The 25474-nt window shown below is 46.7% G+C and carries 16 protein-coding genes and 2 pseudogenes; 6 read left to right on the forward strand and 12 right to left on the reverse strand.

The window, feature by feature from the left end; translation table 11 throughout:
- Nucleotides 1–75: 75 nt before the first annotated feature.
- Nucleotides 76–846 carry an outer membrane lipoprotein-sorting protein gene (locus GWP40_RS03680; protein WP_212566100.1) on the reverse strand — a complete coding sequence of 257 codons (771 nt, stop codon included), beginning with the start codon at nt 844–846 and terminating at the stop codon, nt 76–78.
- 78 nt (nt 847–924) lie between these two features.
- Nucleotides 925–1320: a type II toxin-antitoxin system HicB family antitoxin gene (locus GWP40_RS03685; protein ID WP_212566101.1), complete on the reverse strand. Its 396-nt coding sequence runs from the start codon at nt 1318–1320 to the stop codon at nt 925–927.
- A 633-nt stretch (nt 1321–1953) separates the two neighbouring features.
- Here GWP40_RS03685 and GWP40_RS12655 point away from each other — a divergent pair.
- On the forward strand, nt 1954–2442 hold the full coding sequence (locus GWP40_RS12655; RefSeq protein WP_230974584.1) for a hypothetical protein: 489 nt from the start codon (nt 1954–1956) through the stop codon (nt 2440–2442).
- A 26-nt stretch (nt 2443–2468) separates the two neighbouring features.
- The gene (locus GWP40_RS03695; protein ID WP_212566102.1) at nt 2469–2648 is read left to right on the forward strand and encodes a hypothetical protein; all 180 of its coding nucleotides are present in this window, start codon (nt 2469–2471) and stop codon (nt 2646–2648) included.
- A gap of 283 nt (nt 2649–2931) precedes the next feature.
- On the opposite strand, the gene GWP40_RS03700 is transcribed toward GWP40_RS03695, so the two are convergent.
- From GWP40_RS03700 to GWP40_RS03710, 3 genes and pseudogenes are all read right to left on the reverse strand, one after another.
- The gene (locus tag GWP40_RS03700; protein WP_212566103.1) at nt 2932–5700 is read right to left on the reverse strand and encodes an efflux RND transporter permease subunit; all 2769 of its coding nucleotides are present in this window, start codon (nt 5698–5700) and stop codon (nt 2932–2934) included.
- 145 nt (nt 5701–5845) lie between these two features.
- A complete protein-coding gene (locus GWP40_RS03705; RefSeq protein WP_212566104.1) occupies nt 5846–9055 on the reverse strand; it encodes an AAA family ATPase in 3210 nt (1069 codons plus the stop codon).
- Nucleotides 9045–10378, reverse strand: a pseudogene (locus GWP40_RS03710) (exonuclease SbcCD subunit D). The gene GWP40_RS03705 and the pseudogene GWP40_RS03710 overlap by 11 nt, the downstream one beginning before the upstream one ends.
- Nucleotides 10379–10658: 280 nt before the next feature.
- Between GWP40_RS03710 and GWP40_RS03715 the strand changes: the two are divergent.
- The 3 genes from GWP40_RS03715 to GWP40_RS03725 all read left to right on the forward strand — a co-directional run bounded on the left by GWP40_RS03715 (nt 10659) and on the right by GWP40_RS03725 (nt 14638).
- Nucleotides 10659–11633: a metal ABC transporter solute-binding protein, Zn/Mn family gene (locus tag GWP40_RS03715; RefSeq protein WP_212566105.1), complete on the forward strand. Its 975-nt coding sequence runs from the start codon at nt 10659–10661 to the stop codon at nt 11631–11633.
- Nucleotides 11634–11835: 202 nt separating this feature from the next.
- The gene (locus GWP40_RS03720) at nt 11836–13200 is read left to right on the forward strand and encodes a Na+/H+ antiporter NhaC family protein (protein WP_212566106.1); all 1365 of its coding nucleotides are present in this window, start codon (nt 11836–11838) and stop codon (nt 13198–13200) included.
- A gap of 103 nt (nt 13201–13303) precedes the next feature.
- Entirely contained in the window at nt 13304–14638 is a 1335-nt protein-coding gene (locus GWP40_RS03725; RefSeq protein WP_212566107.1) for a tetratricopeptide repeat protein, read from the forward strand.
- A 482-nt stretch (nt 14639–15120) separates the two neighbouring features.
- On the opposite strand, the gene murJ is transcribed toward GWP40_RS03725, so the two are convergent.
- Together murJ and pheS are read right to left on the reverse strand one after the other, a co-directional pair.
- On the reverse strand, nt 15121–16707 hold the full coding sequence (gene murJ / locus GWP40_RS03730; protein ID WP_212566108.1) for a murein biosynthesis integral membrane protein MurJ: 1587 nt from the start codon (nt 16705–16707) through the stop codon (nt 15121–15123).
- A gap of 120 nt (nt 16708–16827) precedes the next feature.
- Complete coding sequence (gene pheS, locus GWP40_RS03735; protein WP_212566109.1) at nt 16828–18375, reverse strand: phenylalanine--tRNA ligase subunit alpha; 1548 nt, start codon at nt 18373–18375, stop codon at nt 16828–16830.
- A gap of 246 nt (nt 18376–18621) precedes the next feature.
- On the opposite strand from pheS, the gene tyrS reads away from it, so the two are divergent.
- A complete protein-coding gene (tyrS, locus tag GWP40_RS03740) occupies nt 18622–19851 on the forward strand; it encodes a tyrosine--tRNA ligase (protein WP_212566530.1) in 1230 nt (409 codons plus the stop codon).
- Between the two features lie 54 nt (nt 19852–19905).
- Here tyrS and GWP40_RS03745 read toward each other — a convergent pair whose 3' ends face one another.
- From GWP40_RS03745 to GWP40_RS03765, 5 genes and pseudogenes are all read right to left on the reverse strand, one after another.
- A complete protein-coding gene (locus GWP40_RS03745) occupies nt 19906–20319 on the reverse strand; it encodes a bacteriohemerythrin (RefSeq protein WP_212566110.1) in 414 nt (137 codons plus the stop codon).
- A gap of 109 nt (nt 20320–20428) precedes the next feature.
- Nucleotides 20429–23185 (reverse strand): helicase-related protein, encoded by a 2757-nt coding sequence (locus GWP40_RS03750; RefSeq protein WP_212566111.1) that lies wholly within the window; start codon nt 23183–23185, stop codon nt 20429–20431.
- 41 nt (nt 23186–23226) lie between these two features.
- Nucleotides 23227–24514, reverse strand: a pseudogene (gene murA / locus GWP40_RS03755) (UDP-N-acetylglucosamine 1-carboxyvinyltransferase).
- Between the two features lie 57 nt (nt 24515–24571).
- Nucleotides 24572–24835: a hypothetical protein gene (locus GWP40_RS03760; RefSeq protein WP_212566112.1), complete on the reverse strand. Its 264-nt coding sequence runs from the start codon at nt 24833–24835 to the stop codon at nt 24572–24574.
- 15 nt (nt 24836–24850) lie between these two features.
- Complete coding sequence (locus tag GWP40_RS03765) at nt 24851–25444, reverse strand: hypothetical protein (RefSeq protein ID WP_212566113.1); 594 nt, start codon at nt 25442–25444, stop codon at nt 24851–24853.
- Nucleotides 25445–25474: the final 30 nt, after the last annotated feature.

Consider the following 25474-nt stretch of genomic DNA (forward strand, 5'->3'; position numbering starts at 1 on the left):
ACACCGATACGCATCTGATGAACCGGTATAGCCGATAGGCATACCGGTTTTTTTTATGCGATTATGCTCTGTTACTTAACGGCCTTGCTCCAAATACCGCGGGGTAAAAATCTTATCAGGGATATTCATATTATATTGCATTTTGATAATGTTGATGGTCGTTGCCGTATTCGTTGCGAGGGTTGTCATTTTAGTAATCCGAGGAGTGTCCACGCCTTGGGTTGTCTCGTAATTGCTCATTTCCATGATTTTTACCAATACGTTTTTCCGGTCATAAAAGGCAATCTTTACCAAATGCTTGGAATCTTTTTCTACCCACACATTAGTCTTGGAATACTCGGATTTCGTATCTTTAGGAACGCCCTCGATGACATAGCACAAAACTCCGCCGTATTCTTCCTCGCGCAATATCTTGTATGTGTCCAAACTGCTGTCCCGCTGTAGATACGACATATCATTATACGAAAAATCAGTACCGAGAAAACTTTCAGTCCCTTCAGATTCACCGGTAATACGGCGGACTTTCCCGAGCGACGGTAGATAAATCCGCTGATCGGTAACACCGTCTTTTGCAATCATCAAAAAACGCGTTCCTTTTACATTTGCCGGCGCTTTAATTTCCAAAAAGGTGCGGTGATCATTTTCTTTTTGCACGGAATATTGATCGACCAACAGTTCCGCCATCGTCGTTCCATTTCGTTGGATTTCCATCTTTGCCCGCGTCCCGATTGTTTCAATTGTTATTTTTGACGGAGCGCCCTTCATAATGGATTCGGCGGCTTCTTCGGCAAAAAGCACTGCGATGCTGCAGAGCAATAAAAAACAAAGCATTAGTAATTTTTTCATTGTTATACTCCCTTGATGAGCTTACAGTTCGGTACTATAACACAAAATAAAACCTGTCGCAAAGGGCTTTTCACAAATTCAAAATGCTATTTCTAGACGTTGCTTTAAAGCTTTTTGTAATTCTTGTGAAAAATTTAGGTGCGCATTTTCGGCAGCCGAAGCAAGCCATGCCGGTATCGATACATTTTTGCGAACAACTTTTGTATCCGTTAGAGCACGATATTTATAGGTGTCAGCCTTTATTAAAGAAATATTTTCATTCGCACCGTATTGAATAGCATGTTGTGGAGTCGATGGCGGAATAGGTAAATGCTCATCTTCCGCTACGCAAAGCCAAGCAGACATAGCATCTTCCATTTGCTCAATTGCATCTACCAAATCCGATCCTGTTGTTATACATCCGTTAAGATCGGGAACTCTTGCATAAATCTTACCGTGTTTATTGGTGAAAACAGCTGTATAGGTATATTTCATTTTCTATCTTCGTTCATAATTTCTTTTCTTATACCGCAAATCATCTTCATCAAAATAATGTCTTTGAAGCGGAATTGAACGGCTTTTTTCAGCATTGAAATATATGTCATGGTTACTGCTATGTCTTTTTAAAAAGTAATGTACGTTCTTTAGTTCCCGTATCGCTTGTTTGTACGCATTCATCACTCATCGATTTAAATATATTTATACTATACATATTTTTACACACTGCATCAAGTTGTTGGTTGCTTTTAACTACGGTCGCTAACGTGTACGTATAAAAATAACAGTATTGAATTTATTTTATACTTTTTTACAAAAAACTCTTGACTTTTGAGGGGGGGGGGGGGGGTATTATGGAAGAAAATCTGAATAAATAAAATATTCCGATTTTTATGACAGGCTGAAAAAAACGACTGAACGGCGAACGAATAGTTTTATAAAACAGTTATTTGTGCTGTTGATTTATATCGTATATTTCAGTCAATATATTTTATGAGGTGTAAAGATGATGCATAAGCCCCAAGGAATCACAAGTCAGCATGTACTCCGGCAGTTCCTAAAATTCCGTTCCGGATATTTACCTAAAAGTATGATTACTCATAACCGTTTATCGTTAAAAAGAGGTGTATTATGGGCGTAAAAAAACTTCAGCAAAATGTATTTAGATTTACTTCTGTGTTATTAAATACAGCGTTTTTGTTTATTCTTTTTCTTATCTTTTTCGCTTATATGGTTTCTAAAGATACGGGTTTTTCTTTTCTTGGTGTGATAATTATGCTGATATTTTTTTATATCTTTTTCATTTGGTTCCGAGTAGAGAAACAGGGGATCATATTGGATTTAGATAAACGAGTAATAAAGTTAAAGCCGAACTATTTTACAGCGCTTTTTAAACCGTTCGGTAAATTAAGCCAAAACGTTATTAATCTGGATGAAATTATAAGTGCATCGTTGAATTTTGATGCTCATGTGGATAAAAACAATAAAACATCGATATCCTATGGCGTAAATCTTACGGGAACATTCGGATCAAAAAACCTTGATTTTATGACACGTGAAACTGCTCAAAGTTTATATGCAATGATTGCAAGCGCTTGTAATTTTGATACTATGTATTGAAAAAGCGAGATGAGAGGATGTTTATTATGAACAATTCATCTGAGAACGGAGGCAGCTTAATGAGCGTAATTACACTAATTGCAGCTGCGGGTTCCGTCATTGGGCCGCTTCTTTTTCCCGGAATTGGAACAGTTATCGGATTGGGAATTGGCGCAATAATCGCAGGGCTTGTCATTATTATTAATGCGATAAACAACAAAAAATGATATAGATATCAATTCTGTATTACAGGCGGAGTGATTTTTGTTAAGAAGCGTATTATAGCATGATAGCAAAAATCATTCTTTCCTCTAACATTTATACAAATATTATTCTCTACTTCTATCTCCTGCTCTTTTCCCAACTCGTTATCGGATCCGTAGATATGCTATATAAAACCAGCGCTTTTGAAAATAGATAGTGTAGATACGAGGCGCAAGCACAAATTAACCGCAGGCGTATCTTTGATACGTTGAGGATTAATTTGTGTGCAGTAACGAAGTAGATGCGCTATATATTTTCAAAATCCCCCGGTAACGGCTTCGTAATAAACCGCGGCTTTACAATCGAAAGGATGGTCGGTAGTACCGTTAAGCTTGCAAAAGAGCTGGTACCCATCACCAACGCAATCAATAGACCGAGTTCTGATAGCATATTAAACTTTGAAAGCATTAAGACGGCGAATCCTGCACCGACCGACACCGCATTAAACAGAATTGCCTTACCGGAACCGTAGAACGTGTGGATAAGGAAATTCCGGTCGTCACGTCGTTTGGTATATTCATGGTGATAGGCGGCCAAATAGTGGATGGTATAATCGATACCGATACCGATTGCAAAACTTGCCACCATTGCCGTCCCGATATTGAGTTTTATACCAACGATTCCCATAAAGCCGAAATTCAACGCAACGGAAATCATCAGCGGGATAATGCCGATAATACCCGCAATAATGGAGCGGTAATAGACCGCTAAAATTAAAAACACAATGCCGAACGACACCGCAACGGAAATCAGCTGGGATTGTACCACAAGGGTATTCAACGACTGTTCGATAAACATTGAACCGTTCGGCTCTACGGATATATCTTTGGGGAAATTATCCTTAACATACGCCATAATCGCTTGCAAGGCCTGTTCACTGTCTTGTTGACCGAGCGTCCGCAGCTGAATATTTACTTTGAGCGCGGTTGGGGTATATGTATCGTCAATAAAATCCTGTACATTCCCCGCCAGCAGGAGAAGGTAGTTTTGAATAAGCGCGGTAAGCTCTTCCTGAGTTTCTTTGCCGTATTTGTGAGGATCCGTAGGAATTTCGTAGTAGGCAGCGCCTTTATAATTGATATCCTTTTTTAACGCATCAATCACCTCGGTCGCAGAAACATATCTGCCGCGGCGGGCTGTTTGAGCAGCTGCAAGTTTTTCGATGATTTCAGAAAAAGTATACGCCGGTTCTTTTTGCGTTTCCTTTATGGTGTGTCCTGCTTTACCGGAAGCCGAGGTGGATGGTTCCGAATCACTCCATGTGTCAACATCATCAAAACCCCATGAGCTGTCTGCATCTCCGAAGTCGCCAAAATCGCCAAACGAATCTTCTTCTTTTTCGGTGGAGTTCGCACCGGAAACTACAGTCGAGGTAGCAGCTGTTTGTCCATCGGAGGACGACAGGGGAGTACGCCCTGTAGCTGCCAGTCCTGCTGCCGGAGCATCCGCATTATACACTTGATTGAACCGTTTAATAACGTCCGCCAGCGAGGTAATTTTTCCTACTTCGGGGATATTTTCTTCCGCATACTCGGCAAGAGAATCGATTGCCTGCAACACATCGGGGCGAATAACATCTCCCTGTTTCGTCCCCTTGATAACTAAGTTCAGTAATTTTGAACCGCCAAAATTTTCTCGGATAAACGTATCGGCTTTGACAACCTGTACATCCGGTTCAAAGTATTCCATTAATACGTTGTCGATAACGAGTTTTGAAATCCCCAAACCGGCGAAAATAATACAACCGAGACTGACCAAAAGTACACTGCGTTTATGTGCATGAACAATCATCAGTGTATCGGCAATAATCCGATCGATAATACCGCTGTGGCTCGATTTTGCCCCAAAGCGACCGCCGATGGTCGGATTACGCGGTCCCCGTAAAATAAGAATTGCAGGGATAAGCGTTACCGCAACAATAAAGGCTGAAAGTACACCAAAGCTCGAAAATATCCCAAACTCAAAAATCGGGACAACGCTCGTAAAGCAGAATGATACAAAGCCTGCAAAGGTTGTCAGCGCCGCTAAAAAAACCGGCGGAATAACCCGCGACATAGCTTCGACAATCTGTGCTGAATGCGTTTCCCGAGAGATTTCCTTGCTCTGTGTTACTTCATCAAAATAGTGATTGATAACATGGATACCGTATGCACTACCAACGGCAATCAAAATAACGGGTAGCACCGTCGAAAGGATAGTCAATGGAATTTGCAACAGTGCCATTGCACCGATTGCCCAAATGCATGAAATAATAACGGTGAGCAGCGGTAAAAATACGCCGGTAAATCTTCTAAACGAAAAAAATAAGACGCCCGCCACGATGATGACGACGATAGGGACAAGGAACATTAAATCATGACCGGTTGCTTCATTGACAATTTCGCTAAAAACCGGTGTGCCGGTTACGTAGGTAACGGAGTCCGGAAAGTCCCATTCCTCCGCGATGCGCATTATTTCACGGCATACGGAAACCGTTTCCGGGGATCCGCTTTCTTCCTGTTTTATGTTAAGGAAGATAATAGTCTGTGTGGCTTTTAAATCATCGGAAACCAAGCTTCGATTATAGGTGTCCATCGAACGGAGCCGTTCGGTAATTGTCTTCAATTCTTCCGGCGAACCGGTTAAATGTTCCGGCACAAGTTTTTCGTTCACAATTGAATCATCCGCCGCTTCGATATGGGTTGTTGTCGTAAGCGAAACGACATTTTTTACAAGCGGTAATGCAAGCAATTGTTTATCCAGCTCTTGCATTTTTTCTAAAAATTCTCGATCAACGACCGTCGAATAGTGTCGTTGGATTCCGATCAGGAGCGGCACCGAATCGCCGAATATCTTTGCCATTTCGGCATCCGCTATTCGAGAGGGATCGCTTTCCGGTATAAAGCGGAAATTATTATTATCAAATCGGATACGCGGAAGCTGCAATGCAAAGAAGAGCGTGATGCCGAGGATAATACCCAAAGTAATACGCGGATGTTTGTATAGTCTTTTAACCAGTGCGTTTTTCAAATTCATAAGCACCTACTTTGACAGGCGGGATACTCTAAAGCTAAGGTATTTAAAGAATTCCGCAAATAAGCTTAAAGGAAATATCTAAAAACTGCGGTTTTTAGAGGTTGCCAATTAAGAGTCCTTATACTATACCCCCATCCGAGTAAAGTCAAGGATGAAGTTTACCTTGCCGGATGGATGAACCCGTTCCGGTTTTTATCACTTCAATCTTTTGTGGGATGCGGCTTTGCAGTTCGCTGACATGCGAGATGATGCCGACCATCCGGTTCCCACGTATTTCGTCTAAGATGCTGACAGCGTTTTCCAAGGCTTTTTCGTCAAGCGACCCGAAGCCTTCGTCGATGAACATCGAATCTATTCTGATGCCGCCTGCTCGTGCCTGAATGGAATCGGCAAGGCCGAGCGCAAGACTGATGGAGGCCATAAAGGTTTCCCCGCCGGAGAGGGTCGCAGAGGGGCGGCATTTACCGGTGTAGGCGTCGGCGATTTCCAAGTCGAGGCCTCGGTATGCGTTCCCTGCGCCGTGCTCTTCACTGACGGCAAGCCGGTACCGTCCCTCGCTCATCCGCTCAAGCCGCTTATTTGCAAACATGGTTACTTCATGCAAAAAGGCGGAAAGAATCCACGTGTCGAACTGGAGTTTCCGCGGATTGCTGCCGCAGAGGTCTTTTGCAAGGGCTACCCAGTTTTGCGCCTCCGCCGTTTTAACTGCGAGGGCTTTGGTCAGTTCCATGTGCTGGGCGTGCAACTCCTCCAGCTTTGCTTTCTCCGTATTGAGGACTTCGAGCCGCGCCTGTATTTCGTCATACCGTTGGCGCAGGGCTTCGACGGCAGTTTCCAGCTCATCGAGATCGCGCTGCTCCGTTGCGGTAACGTCTTTTTCCAATCCGGACGCCGCCTGCTTGTACGCCGCGTACTGCTCATAAAAGGTGTCGATTTCGGTTTTCCACTGCGCAACTTCCGGTTCGCTGCACACGGCTTGCTGTAGATCTTCCAAATCGGCAAAACCTTCCTTTATATACGCGGCTTCGAGCTGTGCCGTTTTTTCGCTGCGCTGCTGCGAGCGTTCCTGTCCGTGCGTTTCCGCTGTGGAAAGTTCGCCGCGGATCCGTTCAAGGTTTTGCGTTGCTTCGGAAACATCGGTATGGTAGGCGTTGATAGTCAGTTTGAGCTCTTGCAGCAGCGCTTCGCATTGCTCCAACGCGGTTTCGGCATCAGGAACTTCATATTGCTCCGGTGCGGTCTGGCCGGCAGGGGCATCGGGGGCTTTGTTTCTGCCGCCGGTTTCCTGGTTGTCCAAAATTTCCCTATCCGCGCTCAACTGAACGCTACGCAGGTTTTCGGGTAGCTGGGAAAAAGCTTGGTCAAACTGGCGGCGTTTTTCTTGCAGCGCGGCGGAAACTCCGCTTAAGCGTTGTTCCGCGCTATGGTGCTGCTGCGTACATTCCTGCCGCTCCCGCTGCAAACGGCGGGCTTCTTCTTCCAGCGTTTTGTGTTCGGCAAAGGCTTTGCGGGATGCGTTGTACGCTTGCACCGCCTCGTTGATCTGCTGAGCGGTTTCCTTAATGCGGCATTCCGCCGCATCCTTTCCTTCCGGAAAGGGCGCCGTGCTGCATTCTTTATACCGCAGCTGTAAATCAGCCGCAGTGGCCGCCCGTTCATCTATTTGTTTTTGATAGTTTGTATACGAAGCCTCCGCACCGGCGAGCGCCGTCTGCGCTTTTTCTTTTTCGTGCTGTAGTTTTGCTGCGCTCCGTTTTGCCGCTTCTATCCGCTCGTCAAAGCTGAACGCGCTTTCTGACATACCTTGAGCCGGTGCAGGGTGATGTACCGAACCGCAGACAGGGCAGGGACTTCCTTCTTCGAGATGTTCCGCAAGCGCCGCCGCTGCACGCTGCCGTTCCGCTGCTTTTTTTTCTTTTTCTATTCTATCGATCTGTTCCGCTTGAATATCACAGTCGCGGGCGATCTCTGCAAGCTGTGTCCGCGCATTATCCGCAGCCTGCGCATAGCTGTGCAAAAAGGTGGTGAGCTGCTCTTGTTTGCATAACATATCGTGCAGCTGTTTTTCCATGTCGAGCCGGGTTTGCAGGCTGCGGTAGGCGTGTTCCCGCTCGTCAAGCGCATCGACGACAGGAGCAAGGGCTGCGGTTTTTTCCGTAACGGCGGCGAGCTGCGCTTCGATGCGTTGCAGTTGCGCTTGGGCGGCGGCGGCGGCGCGTTTCAGGTTATCTTCTTCGGCTTGCTCCGCTCCGATTTCCCGTTCCAACACGGCGGCTTTCCGCAGGGAATCGATGACGGCAAAGAGGCTATCCCGCTGGTGTTCCTTTGCCGCTATGTCGGTTTCTCGCTCCTGCAAAGCGTTCATGCGGGCGGTCAGTTCTTCCATGCGTTCCCGTTTTTCCCGTATCTGCCGCTCGTCCGCCGCACATGCTGCTTCCAACTCAAGGAGCTGATTTACGTGGACTGCGAGCGGAGCCGCCCGCTGCGCTTTTTCGATTTTCGCTTTTAAATTGCGGATATCCTCTTCACGGATGCGGCATGCTTCCAGTTCTTCGATAACTCGCTCCAGCTCTTTTCGCTTCTCTGCAAGTATTTTTTCCTGCTCAAGCTCGGTATTCTTTGTCTGTAGGGCGGTCAGGACACCACCGTGTTCATCCCTGATACGGTCAATTTCGTTGAGCAGCTCCGCGCGGTCGCTTTCGTAACGGTGGTAGACAAAGCGGGTATGCAGGGTTTCAAGGTTTGCTTCTATTGTATGAGCTTCCTGCTGCAGCATATCTGCGCGGAGCTTCGCTTCCTGCATCAAATCCGAGTACCGTTTGATAGGAAACAAGTGCATCAGCGTCTCTTTTTTATCGCTCGACTGCGCCCGCAAAAACTGCGCAAATTCTCCCTGCGGCAAAAGGACGATGCGGCTGAACTCTTTGTCGGAAAGTTTAATCAGATTTTGGATTGAAGCATCGGTTTCCCGCTTGTTCGTCGATGAGCGGTTTTCCCAGCTGCCGTTTTCGTAGCATTCGAGGGAGACTTCTTCCGGTGTTTCCAGTTTTCGGCCTTCTTTGGTATACGGCAGCTGCCGTTTTATTCGGTACAGCTGCGGACCGATAAAAAAGGTGAGTATGACATCGGATACTGCATAGTCGTCTGCAAAATGGCTCCGCAAATTCCGCATAACGCCCGATCTTCCGCCGAGCGGTTTTCCGTAAAAGGCGTAAGAAATGGCGTCAAAGAGCGTGGTCTTTCCGGCGCCGGTTTGTCCGTAAATTAAAAAGAGGGAGCCGAGGCTGTCAAAATTGACGGTATGCTCGCCGGTAAAAGGGCCGATGTTGTGCAGTATCAGTTCTTTAGGTCTCATCAATAGCCTCTTTGCAGAGCTGTTCAAAAAGCTCCTGCTTCATTTGGTTCGGCTCGCCGTTAATAACGATTTCAAACCGGCTAAAATTTTCGGCTAACGTGAGCGGGTCTTCAGCCGTCCGTTCGCGGAGTGTCAACTGTTCTTCCCCATCCTGCTGTTCCCGATTCATAAAACTCTTTTGCCGGATACTCAGCAAAAACGGAAATTTCTGCCGCAGCAGCTGCATCGGGTGCGCAATGACTTCGGCATCGTTCAGTGTGATTTCCAGATAGCAACCGCTCCATTCGTCGTAGCGATTTCCGGTAAAGAACTCTTCAAAACTGCCTTCCAGTCGTTTAAGCGGACGTTCGGAAATAATGGGTATCCGTTCAATGTTGAGCGGAGCCTTTGCACTGTTCATATCGGACTGCTGATTTGCCGCATCAAACAGTTCTGTGCGGGAGTTCGTTATTTCCGCATCGAAAAGCTCCGCATGAGCTTTAGTTGTTTCACTATCGAAGAGTTCCGCACTAACTTTCGCTTTGTTTTTCTTTTCGGCAGCGTTTTGTTTCGGCGTGCAGTCGATATCTATCGAAAGAACACACTTGGAATCCTCCGATTCATCAAAGGAGTAGGGGAGAGGAGATCCCGAATAATACATTCTGTCGGTTATCCGTTGGCAGCGGTGCAGGTGTCCGAGCGCAACATAATCGAAAAAAGAAAAAAGGTCGGGATTGACATATTCGGCGGTACCGATAAAGGTGCGCTCGCTGGAGGAACTCTGCCCGCCAACGGTAAAAAGGTGCGCCGCTAACAGCGCGGGTATGCCCGGCGGCACCGCTTGTTTCAGTATGTGCGACGCAACTGCCGCCATTTCCGCTTGTGAATCACCCGCGGCGCGGCATGCTTCTTTTTTTTCTTCCGAAAAGGTTCCGAAGTTTAAAAACGGGAGCAGGTATACCGCAAGTTTTTCCGCGCCCTTGGTAAGAATCACCGGATCGGCAAGCCTGCTTGTATCCTGCGCAATATAGATGCGCTGATTTTGCAGTATTTCGCGGGCAAAGGCGAGCCGCTGCGCGGAGTCGTGATTGCCGGGAATGATAAACACCGCCGTATCGGGACAATCCTCCCGTATCCGTGCAAGGAACCGGCTGAAAAGCGAAACCGCCTCCGCCGAAGGAATGGCGCGGTCATACACATCGCCTGCGATAATCAGCGCTGCATAGTCGTCCCGTGTAAGGATATCATGAATATCGTTCAACATTTTTTTTCCTGCAGGCCGAGCAACGGCGTTTCATGCAGCGTCTTTCCCAAATGCAGGTCGGCGGTATGGAGCAGTTTCATCCTTGCTACTGTATGACTAATATCCGGTTCTGTAAAGAGGCGAAAAAATTCCTCAAGCATAAAAAATATGATATATGGGAACCTCTAAAAACATCAAACCTATCGGCTTGTTCTGTAAGGAAGTGATTTATCATATCCGCAAAAGCGGATTGCGAATCCGTTTTTAAAGGGTTTCTTTAGATTTAATTAGTTTTTATGCTTATTTGCTACTTGCAAACTTTTTGCATTTGTGTATACTTGCAACCGATTTGCAAGTAGCATTGCAAGAGGAGTTTTTTTAATGAAGAAATTGTTTTTTACAGCAGTTTGTATGATGTTTTTCGGCATCGCCGCGGTAAATCTGTTTGCCGGCGGAAAAACCGAGAAAAACATGGAAGGCAAAGTTGCCGTTGCAGCAACCTTTGATGCGATGAAGGAACTCACGGAAATCGTGGGTAAAGATAAGGTGTACGTCCATACGATTATTCCGCCGGGAGTTGAAGCACACGATTTTGAACCAAAGGCAGGGGATTTAAAGTTCTTAATGCAGGCAAAGGCTGTCGTTTACAACGGGTTCGGTATGGAACCATGGCTTATGGATGCTCTCCATGCGGTGAAGCAGGATACGATAAAGACTATCTGTGCAAGTAACGGTATTAAACCGATCGAACTCGCAGAAGGACACCATCATCATCACCACCACCACGAAGATGAGCACGATCATGATCACGACGAGCATGACCATGATCATGATGACGACCACGAAGCGGTTGATCCTCATGCGTGGTTGAGCCTTGAATCCGCTAAAGTGATGGTTAAGAACATCGCCGACGGTTTAAGTGAGGTAGATCCTGCAAATGCCGCTTTCTATAAGGCGAATGCCGCAACTTTTATTGCGAATGCTGATGCGCTTTTAGCAAAATATCGCAGTAATTTTGCGAAGGTAAGTCATCGCCGTTTTGTCGTCGGACATGCAGCGTTCGGATATCTCTGCAGAGATTTCAACCTCGAACAGAACAGCGTCGAAGATGTATTCTCCGCAGGCGAGCCGAGTGCACAACAATTAGCAAAATTAGCAGATTATTGTAACCAATATGGAATTAAAGTTGTTTTCTCCGAAAATACGGCAAGTCCGCAAGTTTCGGCTACCTTAGCAAAAGAAGTCGGAGCTTCGGTGCAAACAATCTATACGATTGAGTCGGCTGAGGATGGTTTATCCTATACGGAACGGATGACCTCTAATATAGAAAAAATTTACAAAAGCCTTGCAGAGTAAGCTCAAACCTTACGTGCGGGCTTAATACAAACAACAGTTAATCCCGGTGATAGTCATTGTACGGCCTTTACATCTCTCCTTTAGCCGTACCGTGATTATCACCTTTTTTTTGCCCTGAAGCGATTGCCCTGCAAGCTCATATTTACTTATTGACAGGCGCGTGTCTCTGCATAATAATAACGGAAAGGAACGTAGAAGACTTATGCTTGAATTATGTATTCTATTGCTGTTTTCCGTCAGTTTAATTATCTGCGTTATTCTTCACTATTCAATTTTATACGCGCTGATATTCGGCTATGCGCTCTTCTTTGTATTCGGCCTTATCAAAGGCAAAACGTGGAAGGAGATGCTCCGCTATTCCTTTCGCGGTATTCTAACCGTAAAAAATATTCTGATGATTTTTGTGTTGATAGGCTGTATTACTGCAATATGGCGTGCATGCGGCACCATCGCCTTTATCGTGTACTATGCCTCTCTGGTTGCGGTGCCGCAGGCTATGGTGTTGCTCTGCTTTTTACTATGCTGCTTTGTATCGTTTTTGATGGGTACCGCCTTCGGAAGCGCCGCCACCATCGGTGTTATTTGTATGACATTAGCAAATAGTATGAATATTCCCGTTATATACTCTGGAGGGGCTGTTATTTCGGGGATATTTTTCGGAGACCGCTGCTCGCCGATGTCGTCGGGAGCGCATCTCATCAGCGGATTAACGCATACTGATGTCTTCAATAATATCAAAATGATGGTGAAAACCGCACTTATCCCCTTTATCGTAACAGCTGTTCTGTATGGCATCATCGGGATTATCATCAATCCCAGTGCGGGAAATAGTATTATTGAGACTATCATTAATTCCGGCAGAGAAAGCAATATGACTTTCCGTATCTTCACCGATTATTACAACCTTTCGCTTTTTACGACTATCCCTGCCGTTATCATCATCCTTTTTTCGTTACTTAAAATCGATGTAAAAATAACGATGGCGATAAGCTGCCTTGCAGGGTTGTTCTGCGCCGGATTTTTGCAGCATATACAGGTGGCAGAGCTGATAAAAATAGTCTTTTTCGGTTTTCATCCTCAAGATACGGAACTGGCAAAACTTATGGCCGGCGGAGGGATTGTTTCGATGATACGGGTATTTGCAATTATCTGCATTTCGTCTTGTTATTCGGGAATGTTTAAGGGAACTCATTTTTTCGATGGAATGCAGCGAATTATGCGGTGGCTCAGCAGCCGTATTACCGTATTCGGCAGTGTTCTTACCGCCTCCGTATTTGCTTCGGCGATTGCCTGCAATCAAACATTAGCCATTATGCTGACTCATCAAGTTTGTGATGATTTTATAGAAGATAAAAACATCCTTGCATCTTACTTGGAGAATACCGCCGTTGTCGTAGCGCCGCTGATGCCGTGGTCGATAGCGGTAAGCGTTCCGTTGACTTCAATCGGCGCACCTGCAACAGTGCTTTTAGCAGCCTTTTTTCTTTATTTAATCCCGCTGTGGAATCTTTTTCTTGAAATTCGACAATCGAAAATATTATCAAATCTTGAAGAGTGCAGAAGTTAAATTCTGGTGAATATCGTACGACACCGCACACGTAAATAAGCAATATTTCAGAAACTGAGCTTGTCTTGACAGTTATCCAAATAGATAAGATAATACAAACAGTATGTCTGTTGTAATTATCTCTCTTTTCATCATTATCGCAGTTGTTGCGGTCGTAACGGTTGTTATGACGGGGTTCAAAGGCCGCGGAACGTTATCGATCGGCAAAAAAAACAAGGCTGCAGTGATACGCGAGGCAACGAAACGGCTTGCGCAAAATCCGAATGACAGCGCCGCACTTTTAATGGTCGGAGATATATACTTTCAGGATCAAGACTGGGAAAAAGCCTATGCTTCTTATGCGCCGCTGTTGGATCAGATGGGCGGGCGTGTTCCATCGGAGCAATTTGAAATCAGCTTACGGTACGGTATCAGCGCACTGAAAACAGACCGGTTTGTAGAGGCGAAGAAAGGGCTTTTACTGGCAAAAAATATCAATCCCAACCATTTCGAGATAAACTATAATCTCGGATATATTTACTATATTCAAAAAGAATATGAAAAAGCGGTTCCGTTTTTGCGGAAAGCGCTACTCACTCAGCCCGATAACGTGATGGCGTTAAAGTATCTTGGTTATACACTCCAAAGTTTACGCAAATATCAAGAGGCGCTCCCCAGCTTAAAAAAAGTATTGGATGTTCAGCCTGATAATAAAGATGCGCTTTTTGCGATGGGGGAGTGTTTTTATGAAGTCGGCTCAAATGATCAGGCGTTAAAGATATTCACTCATTTGCGGGTATCCCCCGAAGTGGGGCCGCGTGCTGCGCTCTATGCGGGTTTAATACGGATGCGTGCAGGTCAATTAGAGAAGGCAATTGAAGATTTTGAAATCGGCCTAAAGCATGACGGCATCCCGTTGGATATTATGAATGAGCTGCGCTATAATTTAGCCGCTGCGCGGATTAAAACGCAGGATTTACAAAAAGCGCTGATTCAATTAAAAGAAATTCAGACCGTCAGTCCGGGGTATAAAGATGTCGCTTCTCTTATCATGCGGTATCAGGAATTAAATCAGAATAAAAACCTTCATACCTATTTAATGTCGGGGCAAAGTGAATTTGTCGGATTATGCCGCAGAATCGTTTCACGATTTTTTCCGAATGCTAAGGTCAAAATACTTGATATTAGTGTTCTTGCAACCTATACCGATATCGTTGCTGAAATTGATACGCCTAAATGGGCGGATCTTGTAATATTCCGATTTTTCCGTTCCCAAGGTTCGGTCGGTGAACTGGTACTGCGCGACTTCCACGGGAGAATTAAGGAGATGAAGGCGGGGAAGGGAATCTGTATGACTGCCGGTACCTTTACGGAAGAAGCCCGCCGCTTTACCGAAGGCCGCCCGCTGGATCTCTTTGATAAGAACCGCTTGAACAAAGTCTTAAACGCAATCGGGTAGTTTTCAAGACAAAAAACTGTCGCTTGATGTGTGCGCTTTTCGCGCACGAATGCAACAGTTTCAAAAATTCATATTTTGTTCAACAGTTGCATTTTACGGAAACAAAACTTCGCACATTTTTTCTAACAGGTGCTAAACGCATTAGACAGATTAGATAAAAATCGCAGAAAAATTGAGGCTGATGGTTAAAAATAATTTTTGCGTTAGCCTTTTGAAAAGAGGTGAGGCAGATACGAGGCATGAACAAAAATTACCCACAGGCGTGCTTTTTGCACGTCGAGGACTAATTTTTGTGAAATAACGAAGTAGATACCCGCATATTTTCAAAAGGAAAGGTTGAGCAGCCACAATCATTCTGCGGGGAACACGAACATTGTACTTCCTTGTACAATGTTCGTGTCAAGTTTTTCTAGCAAAAAACTTGCTGCTGATTAGTATCACCGCCATCCGTGGCGGATATGAAAAAATAAGGCCTAATGCGTTTACCGCCGCCGTATTTTTTGTACGGCAGTCTTTAACAAAGAATCTCCCGTTATGATGAGCAGTGTTAAAATGATCAGTGCAAAAAGCGCGGCGCTGATAAAGAGCGGAAGTCCCTGTGCGATAATGCGGGGGTATGCCGCTAACGGATCGTAGAGCCATTCGCCGAAAAAATACAGCGGGGCGGCGGCAATCAGCGAAAAAAGCAGCATCTTAACGGTAAAACCGGTTGCCGATACAAGCAATGTACGCACATCGATTGAATCGCTTTTGGTAAGAAAATACAGCAGAAGACCGGTATTAACGGCGCTCGCAACGGTCAGTGCCAACGCAATACCGCCGCCTTGCATAAAACCTGCCAGAGCCGCCGCAAGCACAATATTGATTCCGAAACACGCAATACCTGCAATCGTGGGACGTTTGGTATCGCTTTGTGCATAAAAAGCCGAGGTTAAAATCCTGTTTAATGCGATAAAGAACAACCCTGCGATATGCCACTGAAAGGCTTGCAAGGTGAGCCGGACAGACTCCTCGGTAAAGCGTCGGCTCTTATACACCAAAATGATGATATGTTCGCCCGAACAGAGCAGGAAAATCGTTGCAGGGACGGTTACGAGCGCAATAATCTTTGCGGCATTCAACAGCAGTTTTTGAAAGACTTCCCATTGCTTATTAACCGCATGGGCTGAAAGGTCGGGCAGAATAACCGTGCCGACGGAAACGGCGAAGATGCCGAGAATCAGCTCTTGTAAACGGATTGAATACTGCAAACTTGCCGCAACCCCGACTCCGGAGTATGTCGCGAGCGCTGTAGAAACGAGGTCGTTAATCTGATACACCGCCGTTCCGATAAGCGTTGGCACAATCAGCCGTAGTATTTTCCGCGCTCCGGCATTATGTACACAGCGCCGGAACGGTATCAGCCTAAACGAAAAGCCTGCGCGCAGTACAAAGGGGAGCTGAAATAGCATTTGGCAGGAGCCGCCGATTACCACGCCGATCGCCATTGCAAGAGCCGGATTGCCGCAGGGCTTTGCGAGTACAAAGGTACAGCCGATAACGGACAGGTTAAACAAAATCGGCGTAATTCCCGTCGGTAAGAAGCTGCGGACGCCGTTCAATATCCCCTGAAAGAATGCCGCAATGGAGATGAGCAGTAGGTACGGAAACATGATGCGCGTTAAGAGTACCGTTGCGGAAAAATCGGCGATTTTCGGAAAAAACACCGCAATAATCAGACCGCTGCACAAAATCCCGATGATGACGGTACCCGTTACGGCAAAAGACAGCATGGTGAACGTTGCGGAAAGGAACTCCTTCATCGCCGCCTTTGCATCCGGCACATTGCGCTTCTCATCCTCCAGATAGGTTTGGAAAGTAGGAATAAACGCAACGGTCATGCTGTTTTCGGCAAAGATGCGCCTAAGTAGATTGGGAATCATAAAGGCAACGGTAAAGGCGTCCGCGAGGGGGCCGGTGCCGAGGAAGGCTGATTTGGTCATTTCCCGTATCAGCCCTAACACCCGCGACATGAGGGTGAGTACGGACAGGCTAATACCGCTTTTCAGTAAAGATGATGTTCGTTTCATATATGCTATATGCGATCGGTAGGGGGCGCCTGTGTATCAGGGGACTTGAGCATCCGAGTATCAGGGTACCTGAATGCCTGTGCCCTTGAGTATCCAGCAGTTGCTTACTGATACAGCAGTCTATCTGCGGAGCCGGACGCCTTCGATATCGGTGCTGAACAACTCGCGTAAATCGTTGAGCCCCAATGCCATCAGCGCCATACGGTCAATGCCGATACCCCATGCCAGAACAGGAACGTCGATCCCCATTGCCTTGGTAACTTCGGGGCGGAAGATGCCGGAACCGCCCAGTTCAAACCAGCCGAGTATCGGATGTTTGATATGTACTTCTATAGAAGGTTCCGTAAAGGGAAAGTACCCGCCGACATACTTCACTTCGGTGGCGCCGGCAATTTCGACGGCAAACATTTTAAGGATACCGAGCAGCGTTCGCAGGTTGACCTGTTCGCCGAGGACGATACCTTCTGTTTGGTAAAAGTCGGAAAGGTGCGTTGCGTCTACCTTATCGTAGCGGAAGCAGCGCGCAATACCGAAGTATTTGCCCGGGATTTTTGCCTTTGCCAGCTGATGAGCGGACAATACCGTGCCTTGACTGCGGAGTAACAGCTGTCGGGTAAAATCGCGGTCAAAGTGATAGTTCCAGCCGCGGCTGCCGCTGTCCCCGCCCGTTTCGTGAATTTCCGCAACACGGGAAAGGAAGGGTTCCTCGATAGCTTTGGCGTGCGTGGGATTTTTTAGGTAATACACATCGTGAATGTCGCGGGCGGCGTGGAACTGCGGCATAAAGAGCGCATCGGAGTTCCAGAAATCCGTTTCGACGAGTGGCCCGTCAAATTCCTCGAAGCCGAGGGAGGTGAGCTTATCTTTGACACTCTCCAAAAAATCAACGTAGGGGTTTGTCCTGCCGGGGATAACGCGGGCGGGAGGCAGCTGGATATTGTAGCTACGGAAGGTTTGCGTTTTCCATGCGCCGGTCTTGAGACTTTCAGACGTCAGCTGTCCCGTTTCGTCGCCGGTAATACCTGCCGCATTCAATGCCTTCTGCACTGCGGCAACCATATCCGTAAAGGCGTAGACAATCTCGTCCCGTTCAATAATCTTGAATGCGGCATCCGCAGCGCCGCGTTTTTTCGCTATATCGGCAATGCAGTTTTTTTCGTCCTCCGTTAAAGAGTCCTCAGGCAGACGGCAGTCGGCAGCCTCTGCTGCACGTTTCAGCAGCGCTTTTTTCAATAGAAAGTTTTTATCGTCAGGTTCTTTTATATATACCGCTTTTTTTTCATCATTCATCGCGGCACAGCCCGTTTTAGAAAGCTCCCCGAAGGAAGAGCCGACATCCTTATTCTGTAAACCGAGCTTCTGCGCAATTTCAGGCAGCTTGAGTGGTCCTGCTTCCTTCAACAACAAGATAATCCGCTCGGCAGGCAATCCGTTTTGTGCATAGTCTTTGCCCAGCTCCGTCAATTCGTAGACAACGGTTGTCTTTCTCGTTTTTTCTTTTACCAATTCCTTGAGCTTGAGCCACGAAAATGCCTGATTTGCATGACCTTCTTTATACTGCAAAACCTCTTGCAGTTTTTTCGCATATAATCCTTCGCCTATCTTAAAGTTCTTTAATACCTTGATTTCAAGCGGGTGCAGATTTTTTAATACCGATTGAATATCCATAACGGCTTCCCCCTTTTTTTCATAAAACGGCTAAAATGATACCTCATTTAACGATTTTAGTGAATAGGACGAGTGAGGTTTGCAAAGCAGATGGAGAAACGCTTAGATAATTTTTAATTGTGGATTTATGATGTGAATTATCGAAATCATACGTTGAGCATTTTCAGAATCGAAAATCGGCTTTTGTACCGCGCAGTCCTGTGGTCAAAAGTTGCATTTATTTATAAAAAAGGGTATTATCCGGTTATGAATAGAGCTTTACAGACGTTAATAGACCGTGGATTTTTTCAGCAATGCACTGATGTGGAAGCGCTATCCGCGTTAATGGATAAAGGACCGGTTACGTTTTACACCGGTACCGACCCAACCGGCGGCAGTTTGCATATCGGGCACCTCGTACCTCAATTTGCAGTTCGGCATTTACGTGATGCGGGGCATATCGGTATTGCGCTGCTCGGCGGCGGTACGGGACGCATCGGCGACCCTTCGGGGAAGACTGAGATGCGCAAAATGCTGGATTATCAGCAGCTTGATGAAAATGTTGAAAAGATAAAAGCACAGCTCGACCGCTTTATCGGTTTTGACGGGAAAACCGCCTTTCCCGAAAATAATAAAAACTGGCTGGCTGATTTAAACTATATCGATTTTCTGAGAGACATCGGTTCCTGTTTTTCGGTCAACAAGATGCTTTCGTTTGAGGCATATAAAATACGGATGGAAACGGGTTTGTCTTTCCTCGAATTTAACTATCAGCTGTTACAAAGTTACGACTTTTTAATGCTGCATCAAAAACATCACTGCTGTCTGCAAATAGGGGGAGACGATCAGTGGGGCAATATCGTTGCAGGGGTCGATTTAGTTCGCCGCAAGACCGGTGATGAGGTGTTCGGGCTGACTTTCCCCCTCATTACCCGCAGCGACGGTAAAAAAATGGGAAAGAGCGAAAAAGGCGCACTCTTCCTAAACAAAGAGATGACCCCCGTGTTCGACTTTTTCCAGTATTGGCGAAATGTTGACGACGCCGACGTGCGCCGTTTTATGCTGCTGTTTACCTTTTTGCCGATTGAAGAGATTGACCGTATCTGCGCCGGCAATATCAATGAGGCGAAAGAGCGGCTTGCATGGGAAGTTACCAAAGAGATACACGGGAAAGATGAAGCAGATATGGCGCTTGCCGGTGCTAAAGCTGCATTCGGCGGCGGCGGCGATAAAAGCGCAATGCCGACCGTAGAAATGAACCGTACCGTTTTTGAGCAGGGGATTTCGATTGTCGATTTATATGTGCAAAGCGGTTTATGCGCCACCAAGAGCGATGCCCGCCGTTTAATAGAGCAGGGCGGGGCGCTTGTTGCAGGTGAATCGGTTACTGACTTTAAGGCGGTCATTACCGCCACCGCCTTGGATGAAACAGGAGAACTCATTCTCCGTGCCGGAAAGAAGCGGTTTAGCCGTATCGTTACCCGCTCAGTTTGTTAATATGCGAAAGGCTGTCCTAAAAGTGAGCAGCTTTTAAGACAGCCTTTTTCTGTTTTATTTTTTAAGTGAGAAGTAATAGCGTGCCCATGCTTTATCATCGATTAAGATATGATTAAACAGCCAGTCGCGTAAAAAGCGGACAAATGAGTTGGGCACGAGTTGTTTACCGTTTGTATAGGCGTTAACTGATTTTAAAATTTCTTTAACGAATAACTCATGTTTTTGTTTGTGTTCTTTTAACCCCGGATAATTGATTCCTTCCATTATTGCTTCTTCATCTTTAAAATGAATCATTACATAGTCTACCAATTCTTTCATTACATCTCTAAATGTCTCTTCAAGTTCTGCTTTTTCTCCAAGGCAGGCATTATATAAGCTATTGATTAAATCTACTAAGTGGCGGTGCTGTTTATCGACGCTCGGAACTCCCACATCATAACTGACATCCCACGAAACAAATTTTTCCATTAGAGACTCCTCGTATCCGCAACTATTACACATTTTACCGGCGATGTAAAGACCGTCTGACATAGTGTCCTGACAGAGCAATCGCATCAGACTGATACAGTTTTTTTGCCTATATTAGTTTTGCAATTTTGCTGTAGAGACTATTAACCGCGGCTGTTTGCGCTTCATCCAATCCTGCACCGGCGCTGTCGATGAGCTGCTGCAGGGAAGCAAGGTTTTCGTGCAATGCAGTGTGAAAGCCGCGTGAAGTTTTCAGCCAGAAAGTACCGTTGCCGTCGTTGAACAGGGTGATAAAGCCGAGCTGCTTGCTCTTCTGCTTTGCCGCTACCGTGCGGAAGATAAGCGGCAGCTGCTCCAACAGGGCTGTGGTGTCATCCGGCAGCGTAAAGTTCTTGGTGCGTGGAAAAGGCGTTTCCGAATCAAGAGGTTGCAGCGGAAAGGCTTTGGCAATGCTTAATACCAAGCCGAACTTTTCTCCGGCGAGTAGCTCATAGCTGCCGAAGGTGATTTTTGCTCGCAGGTTTTTGAGTTGTTCCAGCCGACCGTCATATATAATGCTGCCAGAGACTTCCATCGAAGCATCGCCTTGCATATTCCAATCGGTATTCGGCTTGCCGGATCCTTGCAGCTGCCGCTCCACCCGCAGCTGCTCCACCGTATGCCTGAACTGCTCCCACGGCAGTAAAAGCTGCTTTTTCCCTTTCATCTTTTGTACGATATACGGGGTGCCACAGATGGATACTGTTTGCAGCTGTTTTTCAGCTGCGGTACCGACACTGCCGGTTCCTTTTCTGCCTGCGCTTTCCGATGCTGCTGCGGAGTCGTGTGGCACACCTCTTCCTGCACTGCCGGAGAGCTTTCCGACCGCACCGGCTCCCAGTGCGTTTTTACTGCCGCCTTTGCCGCTGCCTTTTCCAGTTCCGCTTGCGGCTCTATCAGTCTTACCGCTACCGGCTTTTGCCCGCGTTTGCTGTGCTGCTTTTTTGTCGAGGAGCGCAGGGGCAACAAGAGCTACAATGTCTTTGGAAAGGGGTGAAACCGACATAGCATACATCCGTGACGTACGCACAATCTCCCCCGCAACGATAAAGGGCTGATGCTCCTTATACATACAGGAACCCGGATGGATGGAAATCTTTTCGGTGGTAAGGCTGCGATATACGTCCCGCCCCTGTGCAGCGCACACAAATTGAATCATACCGCGGGCAACCGCCGTCAGATAATCCGCCGGTTTTCCGCCGGAGAGAATCGGCACGCCCATATCGGAGACAATCAGCTCCAACTGCTCCTTGATATTGGCAATTTCCGCCATAATCCGCTCGTCGAGGTAAAAGCGTTCACAAAAGCGCTTTTGGTTTTCCGCTTGCATGTACTGCCGATAGACCTTGAGGAAGGACACAAAGTCTCCAAGCGGATCGCGGAATGCTGCATGGGCTTTTCTCGCTTCAAGCTCATGCCCGTCGGGGAAGAGGAAGGGACTGCGTGCCGATAAAAAGCCCGCGGCAATCAATACATCCTCAATCGATTCGGGATAATAGAGTACCGCCTCTACAATCATACGGGATTGACGCGGGCTGAGCGGGAAGAGGCACATCATCTGCCCGATTTTACTCAGGCTGTTATCAGGTTCCAACGCGCCAAGCATATTGAGCGTATCTACCGCACCGATAATGCCCTTCTTGCCGGGAGGGGAAATAAAATCGAAGTTCGCAAAGTCGTAGATCCCCAGCTCCGCCATCCGCATCACCACCTCCGAAAGATCAGTGCGGTAGATTTCCTCCGTGGTGTACATAACGCGGGTTTCAAAATCCTTGCGGGTGTAGAGGCGGTAACATACCCCCTCCTGCGTCCGTCCCGCGCGTCCCCGCCGCTGATTACACGATGCCTTCGACACCGGCGCTTCGTCCAAGCTCGACGTGTAGGTAAAGGGATTATAAAAATTGAGCTTCGATAAGCCTGAGTCGATAACGGCGGCAATATCGTTGATGGTGATAGAGGTTTCGGCAATGTTCGTTGCGATAACAATCTTCTTTTTCCCGAACGGCGGGGACTTGAACACCCGTTCCTGCTCTTCCTTGCTCAAGCGCCCGTACAGCGGCAGCGGGTAGAGCTTGCGGAACCATGACTCATGCGAGAGCCGCTCGATGCAGTCTTTAATCGCCCGCTCGCCGGGAAGAAACACGAGGATGGCTCCGGGGCGCCCCTCGCTTAAAATCCGCCCGACAATCACCGCAATTTTATCGAGTAATGCTGTTTCCGCAGCGAGCGTCTCTGTGGAGGCGGTGATGGCAGGCGGGTCAAAGATGAGGGTAACCGGATAGGTCATCGCATCGATTTTAATCACCGGACATTCGTTAAAATACATCGAAAACATATCGGTATTGATAGTCGCCGATGAGATAATCACCTTAAAATCCTGCCGCTCCTGTAAAATCCGCTTGAGCAGCCCGAGTATAAAATCGATATTCAAACTGCGCTCGTGCGCTTCATCTACCATAATAACGGAATACTTGCTGAGCCATGGGTCAAGTTTAAGCTCCTGCAAGAGTATACCGTCAGTCATTATCTTTATCTTTGTGTTCGGCGAGGTATGGTCTTCGAACCGCATCTTGTAGCCCACTGCATCGCCGAGCGGAACCTTCAGTTGATGTGCAATAAATTCGCTTACCGAAAGCGCTGCAATCCGCCGCGGCTGGGTAACCCCGATCATGCCGGTTTGCGTATAGCCCGCCTCATGTAAAATAACCGGCAACTGGGTAGTCTTACCCGATCCGGTAGGGCTTTCAACGACAATAACCTGATGCCGATCCAAACTCTCTAAAATCCGTGCCTTTTGTTCATAAACAGGCAGCTGTGTATATTTCATAATCGGGAAAAGTATAGCGCAGTTGTTATTTGTGTGCAATGTTATACGCAGATAGGCTTGCGTTCGATCTGTACGCCGAGCGCTTTAAACCGGTCGACGAGGTGTTCGTAGCCGCGCTCGATTTGGTACACATTGCGGATAAGGCTTTCACCGCGGGCGCAGCAAGCGGCAATGACAAGCGCCATTCCCGCGCGTACATCGGGAGAGACCAGTTCAGAACCGTGCAGGGTACTGGGACCGGTAACGACGGCGCGGTGCGGGTCGCAAAGCGTAATACGTGCACCCATACCAATCAGTTTATCGACAAAGAACATTCGTGATTCAAACATTTTTTCGTGGATAAGCACCGTGCCTTCCACCTGTGTGGCAATAACCGCCATAATGCTGGTAAGATCGGCGGGGAATCCCGGCCACGGCGCGTCATCGATTTTCGGAATCATACCGCCGAGGTCGCAGTTTACCTTTAAACTCTGCTGTGCGGAAACAATAAGGCTTGTGCCGTCGATTTCCCAACGGATGCCCAGCTTGTTAAACGCAAGCTTTATCGGCCGCATATCGGGCGGATTGATATCGGTAATGGTAAGCGAGCCGTGTGTTACCGCGGCAAGCCCGATAAACGATCCGACTTCCATATAATCCGCACCGATGCGATATTCTGCGCCGTGCAGTTGCTGCACTCCTTGAATACTAAGAATATTAGACCCGATACCGCTTATCTTTGCTCCCATTGCGTTCAACAGTTTGCAGAGGTCTTGAATGTGCGGCTCGCTTGCCGCATTGGTGATAACGGTTTCACCCTCGGCGGTTACCGCAGCCATCACTGCATTCTCGGTAGCGGTTACGGAAGCCTCATCCAAAAAAATATCCTGCCCGATGAGCTTATTTGCCGTAAATAAAAAATGCCCGTTTATCTTTACCTGCGCACCGAGTTCTGTTAGCGCCAAAAAGTGCGTATCCAACCGACGTCGCCCGATAACGTCGCCGCCGGGCGGTGTCATCATAACTTTTCCATAACGCGCGAGCAGCGGCCCCGCAAACAAAATAGAAGCCCGAATCTTTTGTGCCAGCGGCGCCGGTACTTCATAGCCGGTTACGGTTTTTTAATTGCAAGGTATATTCGTTTTGAGCAAGTTTAGAGATTGTTCCCCCAAACGATTTGAATATCTCAAACATTACAAAGACGTCTTCAATTTCAGGGAGATTTTTTATGGTAACAGGCTGATCGGTAAGGACGGCGGCGGCAATACAAGGCAACGCAGCATTTTTATTCCCGCTTGCCTTAACGGTACCCTTTACGGGGAAACCGCCTTCAATGTGATATTCATACATGAGCTGCTCCAAACATAATATTCTACCCTGAAATCGCCCCACTCGAGGCTTCTTTTCCTAAAGCGGCAGAGCGGAGGAAGTAATTAAATGCTGTATTTTTTCTTTTAATGCAAGACGAATCGGTAATATAGGGTAGTCCGGTTTATCGATAAGCTGTACGAAGAGTTGTTGCTGGCCGATAGGATTGACTTCGATTAAAAAGCTTATTTTTCCTTTTTGCTCTCTTTCTAAAATATTATAAACGGCGGTAGCCTCAAACTCCTCCCGATAATAAATAAGAGAATTCTTTTTTTCAATATCGATAATATCCTCTACAAGCACTGCTTCCGTCTCCGTCTAATTTAGGATTGATGATACCCCATTTATCAAAGTTTTGACAAGGGGAGCTAATTCATATTCGGCTAAATCGCCGACTTGAATAATATCTTTTTCTTCTATACTTGATACGATATCATGCAATAGCGCTGTTATTTCTTTCTGATACTCATGAACCGATTTTTCTTCAATTTGTATATCGATGGGGAGTTCCGTTACATCGGATAAGAGTAATGATCGATACAATTCCTTGAGTTTCTCCGAAAAAGTTCCAAGCAAATTTAAAACCTGCATATCTTTTCCGGTCTGCATATACACCGGAATCTGCTCAAACTCTTCCGCATAGCCGGACAGTTCTTGTGTCAAACTCTTCATGTAATTACGAATTTCCGTTCCGGAAAATGTTGAAAGCTCGATCGTAATATCGCTATCAGCCGGCTGTTTAAAAAGCAGATCAAGCTCTTGCGAAGTCAATTCTTTTCCATCGACTGCAACTTGTACGATTGTTTCATGTTCACGGCAACACGCTTCTTCAATGCTGCCTAACACTTCGCCAACGGTCTTTTCATTTTCAAGTGTATACGAGAGTTTTTCGCCGTTAATTTTTATTACCATTTATCGTCATACTCCTCACGTGATTATCGT

Source organism: Treponema vincentii (genome assembly GCF_018336815.1).
Lineage (GTDB): Bacteria > Spirochaetota > Spirochaetia > Treponematales > Treponemataceae > Treponema.